13 protein-coding genes and 3 pseudogenes are annotated in these 17,053 nt (G+C 71.6%); 2 read left to right on the top strand and 14 right to left on the bottom strand.

All coding sequences use genetic code 11. From position 1 onward, the window contains the following. Positions 1 to 279: 279 nt before the first annotated feature. From C6361_RS31295 to C6361_RS31350, 14 genes and pseudogenes are all read right to left on the bottom strand, one after another. The gene (locus C6361_RS31295) at positions 280 to 1,455 is read right to left on the bottom strand and encodes a Gfo/Idh/MocA family protein (RefSeq protein ID WP_199853595.1); all 1,176 of its coding nucleotides are present in this window, start codon (positions 1,453 to 1,455) and stop codon (positions 280 to 282) included. 54 nt (positions 1,456 to 1,509) lie between these two features. Next, positions 1,510 to 2,592, bottom strand: coding sequence for a substrate-binding domain-containing protein (locus tag C6361_RS31300; protein ID WP_107269940.1), 1,083 nt, complete (start codon positions 2,590 to 2,592; stop codon positions 1,510 to 1,512). A 109-nt stretch (positions 2,593 to 2,701) separates the two neighbouring features. Then, positions 2,702 to 3,832, bottom strand: coding sequence for an ABC transporter permease (locus C6361_RS31305; RefSeq protein ID WP_107269941.1), 1,131 nt, complete (start codon positions 3,830 to 3,832; stop codon positions 2,702 to 2,704). Continuing rightward, on the bottom strand, positions 3,829 to 5,490 hold the full coding sequence (locus C6361_RS31310; protein ID WP_107269942.1) for a sugar ABC transporter ATP-binding protein: 1,662 nt from the start codon (positions 5,488 to 5,490) through the stop codon (positions 3,829 to 3,831). The genes C6361_RS31305 and C6361_RS31310 overlap by 4 nt, the downstream gene beginning before the upstream one ends. 64 nt (positions 5,491 to 5,554) lie before the next feature. Continuing rightward, complete coding sequence (locus tag C6361_RS31315; protein WP_107269943.1) at positions 5,555 to 6,733, bottom strand: ROK family protein; 1,179 nt, start codon at positions 6,731 to 6,733, stop codon at positions 5,555 to 5,557. Between the two features lie 166 nt (positions 6,734 to 6,899). Then, the gene (locus C6361_RS31320; RefSeq protein ID WP_199853138.1) at positions 6,900 to 7,856 is read right to left on the bottom strand and encodes a YihY/virulence factor BrkB family protein; all 957 of its coding nucleotides are present in this window, start codon (positions 7,854 to 7,856) and stop codon (positions 6,900 to 6,902) included. A gap of 163 nt (positions 7,857 to 8,019) precedes the next feature. Further along, a complete protein-coding gene (locus C6361_RS31325; RefSeq protein WP_107263238.1) occupies positions 8,020 to 8,829 on the bottom strand; it encodes an ABC transporter permease in 810 nt (269 codons plus the stop codon). A 60-nt stretch (positions 8,830 to 8,889) separates the two neighbouring features. Beyond that, positions 8,890 to 9,693, bottom strand: coding sequence for an ABC transporter permease (locus tag C6361_RS31330; protein ID WP_369931461.1), 804 nt, complete (start codon positions 9,691 to 9,693; stop codon positions 8,890 to 8,892). 10 nt (positions 9,694 to 9,703) lie between these two features. Then, positions 9,704 to 10,636 (bottom strand): ABC transporter ATP-binding protein, encoded by a 933-nt coding sequence (locus C6361_RS31335; protein ID WP_234359134.1) that lies wholly within the window; start codon positions 10,634 to 10,636, stop codon positions 9,704 to 9,706. A gap of 59 nt (positions 10,637 to 10,695) precedes the next feature. Then, positions 10,696 to 11,232: a hypothetical protein gene (locus C6361_RS31340; protein WP_234359135.1), complete on the bottom strand. Its 537-nt coding sequence runs from the start codon at positions 11,230 to 11,232 to the stop codon at positions 10,696 to 10,698. Between the two features lie 3 nt (positions 11,233 to 11,235). Then, positions 11,236 to 12,939, bottom strand: a pseudogene (gene dnaG / locus C6361_RS39335) (DNA primase); the annotation flags it as partial. Positions 12,940 to 13,230: 291 nt separating this feature from the next. Beyond that, positions 13,231 to 13,899: pseudogene (locus C6361_RS39340) on the bottom strand (LAGLIDADG family homing endonuclease); the annotation flags it as partial. 15 nt (positions 13,900 to 13,914) lie between these two features. Beyond that, positions 13,915 to 14,103 (bottom strand): annotated as a pseudogene (locus C6361_RS39345) (CHC2 zinc finger domain-containing protein); the annotation flags it as partial. A 76-nt stretch (positions 14,104 to 14,179) separates the two neighbouring features. Continuing rightward, entirely contained in the window at positions 14,180 to 15,022 is an 843-nt protein-coding gene (locus C6361_RS31350) for a siderophore-interacting protein (RefSeq protein WP_107263242.1), read from the bottom strand. Between the two features lie 153 nt (positions 15,023 to 15,175). Between C6361_RS31350 and C6361_RS31355 the strand changes: the two genes are divergently transcribed. Next, on the top strand, positions 15,176 to 15,400 hold the full coding sequence (locus tag C6361_RS31355; protein ID WP_107269947.1) for a potassium transporter TrkA: 225 nt from the start codon (positions 15,176 to 15,178) through the stop codon (positions 15,398 to 15,400). A gap of 150 nt (positions 15,401 to 15,550) precedes the next feature. Beyond that, positions 15,551 to 17,038: a cation:proton antiporter gene (locus tag C6361_RS31360; protein WP_107269948.1), complete on the top strand. Its 1,488-nt coding sequence runs from the start codon at positions 15,551 to 15,553 to the stop codon at positions 17,036 to 17,038. Positions 17,039 to 17,053: the final 15 nt, after the last annotated feature.

Below are 17,053 nucleotides of genomic sequence, written 5' to 3' on the forward strand. Positions count from 1 at the left end.
GGGGAATCCCGGTCCGGCCGCACCGGACGGCCGTGTCACCTGTCGCCCGGCACGACCGGAGCGGGCTCCGTCGTGCGCGTGCGCACTCCTTCCGGGTCGACCTCCCTCCGGTCGCGGGGCGCAACCGCGACCGGACCCTCGCCGGCCGTTCCGGAAAGCTTCTCGGGTCGGGTTCCGGCCCGAGCCCGGGCCGGGCCACCCGACGGGTGGACAACTGTCTCCGGCGGTGCCGGCTCCGCGCCCGAGGGCTGGCGAAGCCGGCGTACGCCGGTCCTGCGGTTACGCGCTGACCGGAGCGGGCACCTGCTCCACCGCGGTGAAGGACGAGCCCAGCTCTCCCGAGCGCGCCACGGCGTCCAGTACGAGCTGGACCTGGAGCGCGTCGGTGAACGACGGGGACGGGTCCGACCCGGTGGCGATCGCCGCGAGGAAGTCCCGCAGCTCGTGCGTGAACGAGTGCTCGTACCCGATGATGTGTCCCGGCGGCCACCACGCCGCCATGTACGGGTGGTCGCCCTCGGTCACCAGGATCCGCCGGAAGCCCTGCTCGGCGCCGGGTTCCGTGGCGTCGTAGAACTCCAGCTCGTTGAGGCGTTCCAGGTCGAACGCCACCGAGCCGAGCGAACCGTTGATCTCGACCCGCAGCGCGTTGCGCCGCCCGGTGGCGAACCGGGTCGCCTCGTAGGTGGCGAGCGCACCGCCGTCGAGCCGGGCCACGAAGACCGCCGCGTCGTCGACGGTGACCTGGCCCATGGCGGCCCCGGCGCCGTCGGCCGAGGCGGCCAGTCCGCTCGACGAGGCCGGCAGCGGACGCTCCTTGACGAAGGTCTCGGTGATCGCGCTGACCCCGGTGATCCGCTGGCCGGTCACGAACTGGGTCAGGTCGATGATGTGCGCCCCGATGTCGCCGAGCGCACCGGACCCCGCCTTGTCCTTCTGCAGCCGCCACACCAGCGGAAACTGCGGGTCGGTGATCCAGTCCTGCAGGTAGACCGCGCGGACGTGCCGGATCGCGCCGAGCCGGCCGGAGGCGACCAGCTCCCGCATCAGGCTGACCGCGGGAACCCGGCGGTAGTTGAACCCGCACATGGCCCGTACGCCCACCGTCTGGGCCTTGGCCGCCGCGGCGACCATGGCCCGAGCCTCCTCGACCGTGTTGGCCAGCGGCTTCTCGCACAGTACGTGCTTGCCCGCCTCCAGGGCCGCGATGGTGATCTCGGCGTGGCTGTCGCCGGGCGTACAGACGTCGACGATGTCGATGTCGTCCCGGGCGATCAGCTCGCGCCAGTCGGTGGTGTGGCCCTCCCAGCCGAGCCGGCCGGCCGCGTCGGCGACCTTCGACTCGTCCCGGCCGCAGATCAGGGCCATCCGGGCACGTACCGGCAGGTCGAAGACGCGGTTCACGGTCCGCCACGCCTGCGAGTGCGCGGCGCCCATGAACGCGTAGCCGACCATGCCGACCCGCAGTTCTTTCTCATTCGTGGACAAGGTGGGTCTCCCCCCGGTGTGTCAGAACCCGAGCTTGGCGTACTGGCTCGCGTTCTCCTTCGTGATCGTCTCGGAGGCCAGAGTGATCTCCTTCGGCACCTGCAGCTCGACCAGGTCGGACATGCCCTTGCCCTGGCCGATGAGCCGGGCCAGCGAGATCGCCGACGAGGCCATCGAGGGGCTGTAGGTGACGGTTGCCTTCAGGACGCTGTTGTCGGCCGCGATCGCGTCGATGGCGGCCTTGGAGCCGGCGCCGCCGACCATGATGAACTCGGAGCGGTTGGCCTGCTTGATCGCCGCGAGTACCCCGATGCCCTGGTCGTCGTCGTGGTTCCACAGCGCGTCCATCTTGGGCAGCGCCTGGAGCAGCTGCGACGCCTCGCTCTGGCCGGTGTCGGCGGTGAACCGGGCGGCGCGGCGGTTCTGCACCTTGAAGCCGTAGACGGCCAGTTCGGCGGCGAAGCCGGCGGACCGCTCCTTGGTCAGCTCCAGCTCGTCCATGCCGGCGATCTCGCCGATGATCGGGTTGGCGATGCCCTTGGCCTTCATCTGCTCGCCGATGTAGCGGCCGGCCGCGACGCCCATGCCGTAGTTGTCGCCCTTGATCTGGAGCCGGTACGCCAGCGCGTCCGGGAACGCCCGGTCCAGGTTGACCACCGGGATGCCGGCCTTCATCGCCTCCAGCCCGGAGGCGTTCAGCTCCTTGCCGTCGTGCGGCAGCATGACGATCACGTTCGGCTTCTGCGAGATCAGCGTGGAGAGCGCGGCCCGCTGGGCGGCGGCGTCCGCGCCGGCGGCCACCGTCTTGAACTCCACGTCCGAGTAGACCTTCGCCTGCGCCTCGGCGTTCTTGGTGATGGCGGCGAGCCAGCCGTGGTCGGCGGCCGGGGCGGAGAAGCCGATGACCACCCGCTGGCCCGGCACGCTGTTCGGGTTGGCGGCGTTGTCCGCCTCCTTGACCTGCTCGTTCCCGCCGCCACCGGAGCCGGTCTCGTTGCTGGTGCAGGCGGTGAGCAGGGCACCGGCGCCCACCGCCGCCCCGCCGAGCAGCAGCCGGCGGCGGGACAGGTCACGCACCGGCCGGAGCGGATCGTGCTGGGTCATGACGACCTCCTGGTTATTTCGACTTCGGGTGGGGTGAGGTGGGTGGGGTCCACCGGCCGGCGGCCGGGGTGGCCACCGGCGGCGGGCGCCACCGGATTGCTGCGGTGCGTCAGTTCGTCGAGGTGAGCTTGTTTCGGGCGAGGAGCTGGGTGACCGACTTGAACCGGAACTGCTGGACCAGTACGGCGGCGACGATGATGCCGCCCTTGACCATGTTCTGCGCCTCGGTGGAGAGGCCGTTGATCGCGAACAGGTTGGTGATGGTGGCGAAGATGATCACACCGAGCAGGGAGCCGATGATCGTGCCCCGGCCGCCGCTGAGCAGCGTGCCACCGATGATCGCCGCGGCGATCGCGTCGAGTTCGTAGAGGTTCGCCATCGCCGCCTGTGCGGAGTTCGCCTGGGCGGTGAGCATGATCGCGGCGATTCCGCAGCAGAGGCCGGAGAGGGCGTAGAGCAGCATGCTGTGCCGGCGTACGTTGATGCCGGCCAGCCGGGCCGCCTCCGGGTTGCCGCCGACCGCGACCGTACGCCGGCCGAAGGTGGTGCGGTTGAGCAGTACCCAGCCGGCCGCCACCACCGCGGCGAGGATGTAGACCAGCACCGGGATGCCGAGGAGGTCGGTACTCGCGATGCCGTTGATGGTCGCGTTGTTGGAGACCTGGGTCTGCTTGTCGGAGATCTCGGCGGCCAGTCCCCGGGCGGCGACCAGCATGGCCAGGGTGGCGATGAACGGCACCAGCCGGCCGTACGAGATCAGGAAGCCGTTGACCAGCCCGACGCAGACCGCCACCACGATCGCGGTGAAGATCATCCCTCCGGCGCCGTAGCTCTGGGTCGCGACCGTGGTGCTCCAGACCCCGGCCAGCGCCACGATCGCGCCGACCGAGAGGTCGATCCCGCCACCGATGATCACGAAGGTCATCCCGACCGTCACCACGCCGACCACCGAGGCCAGGGTGAGGATCGAGAAGATGTTCGCCCGTATCCAGGACGGGTCGCCGTACAGGTCGGGGCGGGTGACGATGCCGATGATGATCAGCACCACCAGTACCCCGACCAGGCCCAGGTTGCGCCGGAACGTCTCGGCCGCGTCGCCGCTCCACCGGCCGGTGCCGTTCCCGGGCGCACCGGCGCCCTTGTGCACCGGCGCTCCGGCCGGTGCCGGCGACACCGGCGACGGCCGGTCAACCGGCGGCGCCGTTCCCGCCGGCGCGGCGGTCTCGGTACGTTCGGTCACGCTGGCGCCCCCTCCATCAGCGACCCCGCCATCACGAGGTCGAGCACGGTGTCTTCGTCGAGTTCTCCGGCCGGGGCCTCGTGCACCACCCGGCCCTCCCGCATCACCAGTACGCGGTCGGCCAGGCCGAGCACCTCCGGCACCTCGCTGGAGACCAGCAGTACGCCCACTCCCCGGGCGGCCAGCGCCCGGATCACCTGGTACAGCTCGGCCCGGGCGCCGACGTCGACGCCCCGGGTCGGTTCGTCGAGCAGCAGCAGTTTGGTGTCGCCGAGCAGCCAGCGGCCGACCACGACCTTCTGCTGGTTGCCGCCGGAGAGCGTCCGGACCGGTCGCCGGACGTCCCGGGGCCGCAGCTCCAGCCGGTCGGCGACCTCGTTCGCCTCGGCCCGCTCCCGGCCCGCGTCCGTGAAGCCCAGCCGGGCCCAGCGGGTGAAGGTGGCCAGCGTGACGTTGCGGTAGATCGGCTCGCCGAGCAGCAGCGCCTGACTCTTGCGCTCCTCCGGGGCCATCCCCATCCCGGCCCGGACGGCGGCGCCGACGCTGCCCGGCCGGACCGGCCGGCCGGCCATCGAGACCGTGCCGGAGCTGGGCCGGCGGGCCCCGAAGATGGTCTCCAGCAGCTCGGAGCGGCCCGAGCCGACCAGGCCGGCGATGCCGACGATCTCACCGGCCCGCACGGTCAGCGACACGTCGGCGAACTCGCCCTCCCGGCCGAGGTCGCGCACCTCGAGCAGGGTCTCGGCGGCCGGCGTCTCGGCCGGGCGGTCCGGGAAGACGTACTCGATGGTCCGGCCGGTCATCCGGCTGACCAGGTCGCGGGTCGGGGTGGACCGGGCCGGCAGGTTCGCCGCGGTGGTCCGGCCGTCCTTGAGTACGGTGACCCGGTCGCCGATCTCGCGGATCTCCTCCAGCCGGTGCGAGATGTAGATGACGGCGATGCCCTGCGCGGTCAGCTCCCGGATAATCCGGAACAGGTTGCCGACCTCGTCGTGTGCCAGTACGGCGCTCGGCTCGTCCATGATGATCAGTCGCGCCTCGTGCGAGAGCGCCCGGGCCATGCTGACGATCTGCTTGCCGGCCGACGGCAGTGCGCGGACCATCCGGCGGGGCGGGATCTCCGGGTGCCCGAGCCGGCCCAGGATCTCCCGGGTCTGCCGGGCCATGTAGCCGCGCCGGACGAAGCCGAGGGTCTTCGGTTCGTGCCCGAGGAAGGCGTTCTCGGCGACGGAGAGGTCCTCGACCAGGTCGAGTTCCTGGTAGATGGTGGCGATGCCAGCCTTCATCGCGGCCTGCGGGTTGCCGAAGGTGACCGGCTCGCCGAGCCACTCCACCTGCCCCGAGTCGGGCTGGTGGGCACCGGAGAGGACCTTGATCAGCGTCGACTTGCCGGCGCCGTTCTGGCCGAGCAGGCAGTGCACCTCGCCGGCCCGCACCTCCAACTGCACCCCGTCCAGGGCGCGTACCCCGGGAAAGGTCTTCACCACGTCGGTGAGCCGGAGGACGACCTCGCCGGGCACCGTGTCGGCGGGCGGGGTCACCAGCGGCGGCGGGTCGCCGACCGGGCCGGTCCCGTCCGGGTGCGGCGCGCCGGCCGCATCGGTCACGTCGGCACCGGTCCGTTCGGCGTCGCCGGACCGCTCGTCGGGTTCGGTCATGACGTCTCCTCGTTTGGCTCGTCGCCGCCACGACCGGGCCGGCCGGGGCTCGCGCTCCGGCCGGTCATGACGCCTCCGCGAAGGCGACGTCGGTGGCGAGCACGGCGGCGCCGGTGACCCCGGCCCGGGGACCGAGTTCGGAGAGCACCACCGGCAGGTTGCCGGTGGCCAGCGGCAGCGAGCGCCGGTAGACCACGCTGCGGATCTCCGCCAGCAGGATGTGGCCGAGCTGGGCCAGCCCGCCGCCGATCACGATCATCGACGGGTTGGCGAAGCTGACCAGGCCGGCGAGTACGCCGCCGACCCGCCGCCCGCCGTCGCGGATCAGCCGGATGCAGGTCACGTCCCCCTCGATGGCGCCCTCGGCGACGTCGAGCGCGGTGACCGTACCGGTGGCGGCGAGTCGCTCGGCCAGCGCCGGTGAGGTGCCGCTGCGGGCCGCCACGGTGGCCTCCTTGGCCAGCGCGGCACCGCTGAACAGCGCCTCCAGGCAGCCGACGTTGCCGCACGAGCACATCGGGCCGTGCGAGTCGACCTGGATGTGCCCGATGTCGCCGGCACAGCCGTCGGTGCCCCGGTAGACCTCGCCGGAGAGGTAGATGCCGCAGCCGATGCCGGTGCCGATCTTGACGAACAGGAAGTCGTCGACCGAGTGCGCCACCCCGCCGTGCCGCTCGCCGATGGCCATTATGTTGACGTCGTTGTCCACCACCGCCGGGCAGCCGTGCTCGCGGGTCAGCAGCTCCCGGACGGGGAACCGGTCCCAGCCGGGCATGATCGGCGGCGACACCGGTACGCCGTCCCGGAAGCTCACCGGCCCCGGTACGCCGATGCCGACGGCGTGCAGCCGCTCGTACGCCCCGTCGACCCTCGCCTTGTGCAGGAGTTCGTGCACCCGTTGCAGGATCACCTTGGGGCCGGAGCGGATGTCGGTGGTCTCGGCGTACGCGGCGACGGGTTCGAGCCGGCCGTTGACCACCTCGACATCGATCGAGCTGGCGCCCAGGTCGACGGCGGCGAACCGTAGGTCGGGGCTGAGTTCGACCAGCGTGGAACGGCGACCGCCCCGGGAGGCGGCGAGTCCGGCCTCCGCGACGTAACCGAGGCCGACCAGCCGCTCCAGCTCGGCGAGCAGGCGCGGCCGAGGAATCTGCAACCGGTCGGCCAGTTCGGCCCTGGACACCGCGCCCTGGTCGCGCAACAGCCGCAGCAGCCGCAGGTGCAGCGCTTCCGGGGTGCGCACAGGGAGTCACCTCCGTCAGGCTCACGTTCGCGTCGACGCAACGCCAGCGCGTTGTGTTCGACACAGTAGGAGGCTTCCGGAGCGGATGTCTAGAGCTTCATCCAAGATGACGCTAACTTTTGTCCTAACGGACGAAAGTTAGTTGTTGATCAAGGAAAGCGCGGGATCACTCACCGCGACCCCGCCGCTTCCTGAGCTTGCGGTCGTCCCGCAGCGAGACGTACGGCTCCCGCTCCGCCGACCCGCCCAACCGGATCGTCCGCTCCCGCTCCAGCTCCGCACTCAACTCGGCACCGAGCAGGATCGCGACGTTGGAGAGCCAGAGCCAGACGAGGAAGACGATCACCCCGGCCAGCGAGCCGTAGGTCCGGTTGTACGAGGCGAAGTAGCTCACGTAGAGCGCGAAGCCGGCCGAGACGACCGCCCAGGCCAGCACGGCGAAGACGCTACCGGGACTGATCCACCGGAAGCGCTGCCGGGCGTTCGGTGCCGCCCAGTAGAGCACCGCGAAGATCAGACTGACCAGCAGCACGAGTACCGGCCACTTGCCGATGTCCCAGGCCGTCACCCCGGCCTCGCCGACACCCAGCCGCCGGCCCACCTGCGCCGAGAGCCGCCCACTGAACACCAGCAGCACCAGGCTGATCAGCACCAGCAGCCCGATCAGGGCGGTCAGGCCGATCCGGAGCAGCAGGGTACGGGCGAGCGGCCGTCCCTCCGGCACGTCGTAGATCGCGTTGGCGGCCCGACTGAAGGCACCGATGTAGCCGGACGCCGTCCAGAACGCGCCGAGGATGCCGAGCACCGCGACCAGGCCGGCCGTGCCGGTACTCCCCTGGACCTGGGTGATCGCGGTCAGCAGGATGTCCCGGGCGGACGCCGCCGGCACGACGTCCCGGATCACGTCCTGCACACCGCGCACCGCCGCGTCGCCGAGCAGGCCCAGCACCGCCACCAGCACCAGCAGGGCCGGAAAGAGCGACAGCACCCCGTAGTAGGTCAGTGCCGCCGCCCAGTCGGTGACGTTGTCCTCCTGCGCCTCGCGCAGGGTCCGCCGCAGCACGGTGCCCCAGGCAGCCCGGGGCAGCCGACCCGGACTGCCGGTCCGTCGCTCCTCGGCCATCCCGCTCTCCCTCGAACGGCGCCGCCCGGGACGGTGCGACCACCGCCGAACCGGGCTACCGGTCAACTACTCACGGTAGTCGCAGCGGGCGGCCGCGTCGGTCCAACCGCCGTAGCCGGTGCGGTCGACCCACCACGGACCGGCCCCGTGCGGACTCGCGGGCTCACTTGCAGAGCAGCCGGCCCATCCGGCGTCCGGCGACGACCAGGCCGAGCGCGGTCACGCCGACCAGGTAGAGGACGTCGCCGAGCTCGCCCCAGCCGCCGCCCTGCACGGTGATGCCCCGGACCAGGTGCACCGCGCGGTAGAGCGGCGTCGCCTCGACCACCCAGCGCAGCACCGACGGGTACGCCTCGGCCGGCACGAACGTCCCGGAGAAGAGGAAGAGCGCGAACTGGGCCGAGCCCATCAAATCGAAGTCCTGCCAACTGCGCATGAAGGTGGAGAGCGCCATGCCCAGCGCGCCGAACGCGAAGCCGACCAGTACGGCGGCCGGAAAGGCGACCAACGCCCGGATCCCACTGGTCAGGTCCAGCCCCACCATCACGGCCAGGAACGCCGCCGAATAGAGGCTGCCCCGGAGCATCGCCCAGCCCAGCTCGCCGAGGGCGATCTCGAACGGCTGCACCGGGGTGGCGAGGATCCCGTCGTACAGCTTCATGTATTTCATCTTGCCGAAGAAATTGAACGTCGTTTCCGCCAGCGCCCCGCTCATCGCCGAGGCGGCCAGCATCGCCGGTGCCACGAACGCCGCGTACGTCACGACGGTGCCGCTCGGCAGCGTCAGGTCGCCGACCAGCGCCCCCACCCCGACGCCGATGGAGAGCAGATAGAGCAACGGCTCGAAGAAGCCCGAGATCAGCACCACCCAGTACGCGGACTTCAGCGCCGCGACGTTGCGCTCGGCCACCGAGGCCGCGCGGCGGGGTGCGCCCTCGAAGCTGATCAGCCGAGGCAGGACGATGCTGACCACGGAAGCCTCTCTCTTCGGATCGGAACGGACGGGAACGGAGCGCGGTCGCCCGGCGGTGGCTCAGACCACCAGCCGGCGGCGGAACGCCGCGTGCGCCAGCCACCAGCCGACGGCGACCCAGGCGCCGAGGTAGAGCAGGTGACCGGGGATCGACCAGGCGGGCGCGACGCCGAGGGTGGCGGCCCGGCACAGGTCCACGCCGTGCCAGAGCGGCGACGCGTAGGCCAGCCAGCGCAGCACCACCGGCAGCGACTCGACCGGGAAGAAGACCCCGGCGAAGAGGGTCATCGGGATCACCGCGAACCGGAACAGCAGCGCCAGATAGCTGTCGCTGCGCACCGAGGAGCTGTAGGCGAAGACCGGTGCCGCCACCGCCGCCCCGATCAGCGCCACCAGCGGCAGGGTGGCCAGCGCCCACGGCGAGTGCAGCGCGCCGAACGCCGCCGCCACGAGCAGGAAGGCGAGGCTGCTGGTGAGCACCCGGAACAGCACGAAGCCGAGCTGCCCGCCGAGGATGTCGGCCACCCGCAGCGGTGTCGCCGCCTGGGCGAAGTAGATCTTGATCCACTCGAAGTTGCCCAGCACCGGCCAGGTCGACTCGCCGATCGCGACCTGGAGCGCGGTCGAGGCGATCAACCCCGGTACGAGGAAGTCCAGGTAGGGCACCCCGGCCACCGGCGCCTCGACGTACGCCCCGACGCCCACCCCGAAGCCGACCATGGTGAGCAGCGGCAGCAGGAACGACGAGAAGACGCCGGCCCGCCAGGTGCGGCGGTAGGCGACGAGGTTGTATTCGAGCACCGCCAGCGCGGGGAACCGCCCGACGAGTCCGGCCCGGGGGCGGGTCGCCGCCGTGGCCTCCAGGAGCGCCATCTCAGTCCACCAACGTCCGGCCGGTCAGGTGCAGGAAGACGTCCTCCAGGCTGCTGCGCCGGACCAGCACGCTGGCCGGGGTGAGCGCCCGGGCGTGCACCTCGGCCACGGCGGCGTCGCCGTCGGTGACGTAGAGCAGGATCCGGTCCGGCAGCACCTCGACCCGCTCGGCGAGCCCGTCCAGCTTGCCGGCGAAGGCCTCCTGGGTCTCACCGGCGAAGCGCAGCTCCACCACCTCGCGGGTCGAGTAGCGGTCGATCAGCGCGCGCGGCGAGCCCTCGGCGACGATCCGGCCGCCGTCCATCACCACCAGCCGGTCGCAGAGCTGCTCCGCCTCGTCCATGTAATGGGTGGTCAGCACCAGCGTGACCCCCTGCTGCTTGAGCCGGAACAGCCGCTCCCAGACCAGGTGCCGGGCCTGCGGGTCCAGCCCGGTGGTCGGCTCGTCGAGCAGCACGATGTCGGGCTCGTTGACCAGCGCGCGGGCGATGGTCAACCGGCGTTTCATGCCGCCGGAGAGCGGCTCCACCTTGCTGCCCGCCCGCTCGGCGAGCTGCACGAAGTCGAGCAGCTCGGCGGCGCGCTCCCGGGCCACCCGGCGCGGGATGCCGAAGTAGCGCGCATAGGTGGTGAGGTTTTCCCGGACGGTCAGCTCCGGGTCGAGGTTGTCCAGCTGCGGACAGACGCCGAGCCGGGACCGGATCGCCGGCCCGTCCCGCCGGGGATCCATCCCCATGATCCGCAGCTCGCCGCCGGTCGGCGGCGAGACACAGCCGACCATCCGCATCGTCGAACTCTTGCCGGCACCGTTGGGGCCGAGGAACCCGAACGCCTCCCCCGCCCGCACGTCGACATCGATCCCGTCGACAGCGGTGAAGTCTCCGAAGCGCTTGACCAACCCTCGCGCCTGGATGAGAATCCCGTCCTTAGCCACGGGCTCGACCATAACCGTCAGGTCCGACACGCCCCAGCGAGTTTCCGGGGCCGGCGGGCTCAGAGGTCGGGGTCGGTGCCGGACCGGGCCGCCGCCACCAGCCGGTCGGTCTCGGCCAGCACGGCAGGGTCGTCGACCGGCGTACCGGGGTCGTAGCGGACGGTCCAGGTCAGGCCGTCGACGCCGCGCACCTGCCGGGCCGCGATCCGCAGGCCGCCGTCGGGCAACCGGTGATGTGCCGTGTACGCCACCGACCGGGTCACCCGGGCCCGCACCTGGTGCGGTACGTCACCCGGGTCGACCAGCAGGTAGGTGCGCACCGGCCCGTCGGCCACCACCCGGTAGTCGGTCCGCTCCTCGACCAGCTCGGCCGAGGTGACCGCCAGGTCCCGACCCGACCAGACCGCCTTGTGCACGCCGTGCCAGCCCAGCCGGGTGGCGTCCCCGGGCAGCCAGAGCCCACGGTCGGTGACCACCACGATCTCCTCGCCGTCACCCACCCGGGCCCAGTCGAGCACCCGCTCGCCGGACTCCAGCGGCGGCCGCTGATCGGCCGGCAGCTTCCGGCCACGGCGGAACAGGTTGAACGCCTCCACCGGCTACAGACCCCCCATCGCCTGCTCGCGCAGGGCTCGCGCGTGCTGCTCCAGGGAGAGCAGCTCACCGAAGAGCGCGAAGTATTCGTCCTTGTTGGCCGTCGGGTTGACCCGCTGCACCTTCGACTTCAGGTCCCGGATCCGGCTGGTCACCGAGCCCCACTCCAGCCGGGCCAGGGTGATCGAGACGTACCGGGGATCGGGGTCGGTGTCCAGCCGCAGCGGCTCCACGGCCAGCTCGCCGACGAGCGCCGCGGCGGCCAGGTCGTCGCAGGCGTCCCGGACCCGCTCGATCCAGACCGCGCCGGTGGTCGCCGCCGCCGCGCCGCCGGCCGACTCGATCGCGGCCCGCACCGCCCGGTGTACGGGGTGCAGGTAGACCTCGGCCGCGAGCGCGTCGAACATCGGGCCGGCCAGCACCGGCACCTGGAGGGCGAGCTTCAGCGCCTCCCGCTCCACCAGCGACTGCGGGTTGTCCACCACCGGCTCCACCGGTGCCGGCCGCTGCGGCGGGGTCGGCCCGGCGCCGTTGCCCCGGCGGGACTGCCCGGCCCCCTGGCCGGCGGCGGCGGCCAGTACCGCCCGCTGCACCGGCTCGATCTCCATCCCGAGGTCACCGGCGAGCTTGCGGACGTACTCCGGACGCTTCTCCCGGTCCTTGAGCTTGGCCACCAGCGGCGCCGCCCGGCGCATCGCCTCCACCCGGCCGTCGACGGTGTCCAGGTCGTACCGGTTGAGCACCTGGCGCAGCGCGAAGTCGACCAGCGGCTCGCGGCGGGCGACCAGGTCCCGCACCGCCAGGTCGCCCTTTGCCAGCCGCAGCTCGCACGGGTCCATGTTGTCCGGGCTGACCGCGATGAAGGTACGCCCGACGAACCGCTGGTCGTCCTCGAAGGCCCGCAGCGCCGCCTTCTGCCCGGCGGCGTCACCGTCGAAGGTGAAGATGATCTCGCCTGCCACCGCGTCGGTGTCCATCAGCAGCCGGCGGAGCACCGAGATGTGGTCCGCGCCGAACGCCGTGCCACAGGTCGCCACCGCCGTCGGTACGCCGGCCAGGTGGCACGCCATCACGTCGGTGTACCCCTCGACGATCACCGCCCGCCCCTGCCGGGCGATCTCCCGCTTCGCCTGCGAGATGCCGTAGAGCACGTGCGACTTCTTGTAGATCGGCGTCTCGGGGGTGTTCAGGTATTTCGGGCCGTCGTCGTCGTCGAAGAGCTTGCGGGCGCCGAAACCGATCACGTCGCCGGTCAGGTCCTTGATCGGCCAGAGCAGCCGGCGCCGGAACCGGTCGATCAGCGAGCCGGAGCGCGCCTCCCGGGCCAGCCCGGCGGTGACCAGCTCCTGACCGGTGAAGCCCTTCTGCCGCAGGTGCTTGGTGAGCAGGTCCCAGGCGTCCGGGGCGAAGCCGCAGCCGTAGGTCTGCGCCGCCGCGCGGTCGAAGCCGCGCTGGGCCAGGAACTCCCGGGCCGCCCGGGCCCCGGCGGTGCCGAGCTGGCCGGCGTAGAACTCGGCGGCGGCGGCGTGCGCGGCGACCAGCCGCTGCTTCTGCCCCTGCTGCGGCCGGATCGGCGCGGGGCCGGCCTCGATGTAGCGCAGTTGGATGTTGGCCCGGTCGGCGAGGCGTTCGACCGATTCGACGAAGGTCAGGTGCTCGGCGTCCATCAGGAACTTGATCGCGTCCCCGCCGGCCCCACAGCCGTGGCAGTTGCCGGTGAGGATGTTGTCTTCCAGCACGAACGCGTGGGTGCCTTCGACCACCGGGCAGAAGACCTCCTCCACCTCGCCGTGGTCCTCGACCCGTTCGACGGTCCAACCCCGGCGCTCGTACGCCTCGCGATGGGCGAGGAACCGCTCCCGGTGGGCGGAGATCAGGAAGAAGTCCTCCGGCAGGTCCGAACCCATCAGGGTCAGCCGGTAGACCGGCCCGGTGTAGCCCAGCTCCCCGTCGGGTCGGAGGTAGTCCTTGAAGCCGGTCCGGATGTACTCACGGATCCCGTAGCTGCCGACGCCGATCCTGGTGCAGAGGTCGCGGACGAACTCCAGGTGCTCCCGCGAGGTGGAGTCGAGCGAGATGCAGCCGTCGGCGGCGACGTCCCCGTCGGCCGCGAAATAGCCGGCCAGCCAGCCGAAAAGGTACGACAGCGATTCGTCGAGCGGCGGCAGGTCCGTCTTGAAGTATGCCGGCAGCCCGGACACCACCAGCCCGTTCTCCCGCTGGTAGGTGTGACTGAGTGGGAACCACTTGAGCAGTTCCGTGTCCTTGTCGCCGTAGAGCAGGGCGACACTCCCACCGCCGAACAGGGTCCCGTCGCCGAAGACGATGCCCCGAGCCACCCCGTACGGGGACGGGCGCAGTTCGTGTCCACCGTCACGGGTGGTCAGCGACCGTGGATAGGTGTAGGCCAGCCGGTCACCTGTCCGCAACTGCTCCGTCACCCGCTCCAGGTGCCGCTTGCGGTCTCGCCCTGCCCGGACGAACCAGCGGTGGTTCGCCGTCGCCCGGACAACCTTCTTCTGCCCGTTGCGGCTCAGGTGCACCCGCAGGACGGGCTGCTCACCGAAGGAGTAGAAGGGCGCCTCGACCCACCGCCCCCCGGTGGTCAGCACCGAGTGGCTGCCACCGGCCAGGTCCCCGATCTCTCGTACGCCGGACCGGGTCAGCACCCGGGTGTCGCCGGCAAAACAGAAGTAGACGTTTCGGGCAGGTGCCACCGTGAACGACGGGGTCTTCTCGTCGTGGAACGGGCAGAGGCCCTTGAGGTTGCCACCGCCGGCCGACTTGAGCGTGACGGTCTCGGAGATGATGTCGGCGATCGAGGTGCGCTCCCGTACCAGCGCGATGTCCTCGTCGCGGATCCGCCCGGCCACCGCCTCACCCCCTCCGGGCTACATCCTGCCCTGCCGGGCTGACGTGCACGGTGAAGGGGTGGCGGTGCGACGCGGCTCAGCCGACGACGACCGCGGACTCCTCGGCCTCGACCTGCCGGTTCCAGTCGGGCTTGGCGGAGCGCCAGCTCTCGTCGTCGTCGCCGCGACGCCAGTAGCCGGAGATGGAGAGCCGCTCCTTCGGCACCCGGAGTTCGCCGCGGAGCATCCGGCGCAGCTCGCGGACGAAGTACGCCTCGCCGTGCACGAAGGCGTGCGGCTGGCCGGCCGGGAAGGTGGCCGCGCGTACCGCCTCGACCAGGGCCTCGCCGACGACCCGGCCGGCGCGGTGCACCCAGACGATCTCGGCGTCCGCCTCGGTGCCGAGGTGTTGCTCCTCGGCCGGGCCGTCGACCTCCAGGAAGACCCGGGCCGGGGCGGCGTACGGCAGCCGCTCCAGCGCCGCGCCGATCGCCGGCAGGGCGCTCTCGTCGCCGACCAGCAGGTGCCAGTCGGCCAGCGGGTCCGGGGCGTATCCGCCGCCGGGGCCCCGGAACATCACCCGGTCGCCGGGGCGGGCCGCCGCGGCCCACGGACCGGCCAGCCCCTCGTCGCCGTGGTAGACGAAGTCCAGGGTCAGCTCCCGGGCCACCGCGTCCCAGGCCCGCACGGTGTAGGTGCGCAGCCGGGGCCACTGGTCGCGGGGCAGCTCGCGTTTGACCATGTCGAGGTCGAGCGGCACCGGATAGTCGACGCCGGCCGGCGGAAAGATCAACTTTACGTAGTGGTCGGTGTAGGTGTCGGCCGCGAACCCGGCCAGACCCTCCCCGCCGAGCACCACTCGGATCATGTGCGGCGTGAGCCACGCCGTGCGCAGTACGCTGGCGTACCTGACCCCGGTTCCGTTCGAACTTTCCGCCATTAGTTTAGGCTACCCTAAGTCTGGCCTCGGTGGCGCCCCGGGGCCGCCGATCCGCCCGGTGGAGACGTAGGCTGGCGGCACTCACCCCCTTGACCGGCCGGTCACCGACCACCGCCCGGCTGTGGGGGCGGCCATTCGTCTGGGGAGAGGGTCATGGGCCAGGGCGTACACGTGCAGGAGCTGCCGGGCATCGGCAAGCGGTACGACATCGATCTCGGGCACGGCGGCACCCGCGTCTCGGTGGTGGTACGCCGGGACGGCACCCGTGACCTCTACGTCTTCACCTCCCGCTCGGACGAGCCCACCGCCGTGGTCGAACTGACCGAGGAGCAGTCCCGCAAGGTCGGCGCCGTGCTCGGCGGGACCTTCTTCGCCTGACCCGCTCCGGCCTGCCCCCACCAGCCCTCCGCCCGGCCTCCCCCAGCCCCGACCCCTCTGCGCCCCACCCCCGCGCCTGACCTCCGCCCGCCCTTCGCCTGACGTCACCGGGGCCCCCGCCCGGCGCGACGGCATCCGATTGGAGACCCCATGCACGCCGATCTGATCGGGTTCGGCGCGATCGTGCTGGTCGCCGGCCTGCTGGCCCGGGCCGGCCGCCGGGTCGGCCTGCCCAGCGTGCCGTTCTTCATGCTGACCGGCATCCTGCTCGGGCCGGCCACCCCCGGCCCGGTCTTGGTCGAGCATCCCGAAGACCTCGCCCTGCTCGCCGCCATCGGCCTGGTACTGCTGCTGTTCAACCTCGGCGTCGAGTTCCCGGTACGGCAGGTCTTCGGCAGCGGGAAGCGCCTCTTCATCGCCGCCGCCTGCTCGATCGGGCTGAACGTCGGGGCCGGGCTCGCGCTCGGCTTCACCCTCGGCTGGGGCACCCCCGAGGCGTTCGTGATCGCCGGGGCACTCGGCATCTCCTCCTCGGCGATCGCCACCAAGCTCCTCATCGAGCTGCGCCGGCTGACCAACGCCGAGACCCCGATCATCCTCGGCATCATCGTGATCGAGGACCTCTTCCTCGCCATCTATCTGGCCCTGCTCTCGCCGATCCTGGCCGGCGCCACCTCCCCGGGCGACATCGCGCTGCACATCGGGATGAGCTTCGGCTACCTGCTGCTGCTGGTGGCGGTGGCGAAGTGGGGCGCCCGGGCGATCGGCGCCGTGATCGGCGCCCGCGAGGACGAACTGCTCGCCATCGGGATGGTCGGGCTGGTGGTACTGGTCGCCGGGCTCTCGGCCGAGGTCGGCGTCTCCGACGCGATCGGCGCGCTCATGATCGGCCTCGTCGTCGCCCGGACCGCCGTACGGGAACGGGTGGAGCGACTCGTCCTGCCGCTGCGCGACGTCTTCGCCGCCGTCTTCTTCGTCGGCTTCGGGTTGAGCATCGACATCGGGGCGTTCGGCTCGGTGGCCGTACCGGTGGCGATCGCGGTCGGGGTGACGATCGTGGCGAACATCGGCTCCGGCCTGATCACCGGTTCGCTCTTCGGGTTCAACCAGCGCGGTGCGGCCAACGTCGGGCTGACCGTGCTGGGCCGGGGCGAGTTCTCGCTGATCCTGGCCACCCTGGCCCTCGGCGCCGGGCTCGACGACCGGATCGGGCCGTTCGTCGCGCTCTACGTCCTGATCCTCGCGGTGCTCAGCCCGATGTTCGCGGCGCAGTCCCGCTATCTGGCCCGGGTCATCCCGGACCAGCTCCTCCGGTCGCGCTGGCGCTACGTCCGCGAGGAGACCATGAGCACGGCCTGCACCCACCTGGACCGGATCCACATCACCGAGACCGACGGGGACGCCTGCCGGGAGTGCCTCGACGCCGGTGAGGAGTGGGTGCACCTGCGGATGTGCCTGACCTGCGGCGCGGTCGGCTGCTGCGACGAGTCGTCGGGCCGGCACGCGACCGCGCACTTCGAGCAGACCGGGCATCCGCTGATCCGCTCGATCGAGCCGCACGAGGACTGGCAGTACTGCTACGTCGACGGCGCGCTGGTCCGCGAGCCGATCGGCCCCCGGGAGCCGGTCGAGTCCTGAGCGGATGAGGAGCAC

Origin of the sequence: Plantactinospora sp. BC1, assembly GCF_003030345.1 — a bacterium.
Classification (GTDB): domain Bacteria; phylum Actinomycetota; class Actinomycetes; order Mycobacteriales; family Micromonosporaceae; genus Plantactinospora.

Coding starts and splice junctions, on each gene's coding strand:
- C6361_RS31295 (WP_199853595.1), bottom strand. CDS start 1,455: ATGGTCGGCTACGCGTTCATGGGCGCCGCGCACTCGCAGGCGTGGCGG.
- C6361_RS31300 (WP_107269940.1), bottom strand. CDS start 2,592: ATGACCCAGCACGATCCGCTCCGGCCGGTGCGTGACCTGTCCCGCCGC.
- C6361_RS31310 (WP_107269942.1), bottom strand. CDS start 5,490: ATGACCGAACCCGACGAGCGGTCCGGCGACGCCGAACGGACCGGTGCC.
- C6361_RS31320 (WP_199853138.1), bottom strand. CDS start 7,856: ATGGCCGAGGAGCGACGGACCGGCAGTCCGGGTCGGCTGCCCCGGGCT.
- C6361_RS31350 (WP_107263242.1), bottom strand. CDS start 15,022: ATGGCGGAAAGTTCGAACGGAACCGGGGTCAGGTACGCCAGCGTACTG.
- C6361_RS31355 (WP_107269947.1), top strand. CDS start 15,176: ATGGGCCAGGGCGTACACGTGCAGGAGCTGCCGGGCATCGGCAAGCGG.
- C6361_RS31360 (WP_107269948.1), top strand. CDS start 15,551: ATGCACGCCGATCTGATCGGGTTCGGCGCGATCGTGCTGGTCGCCGGC.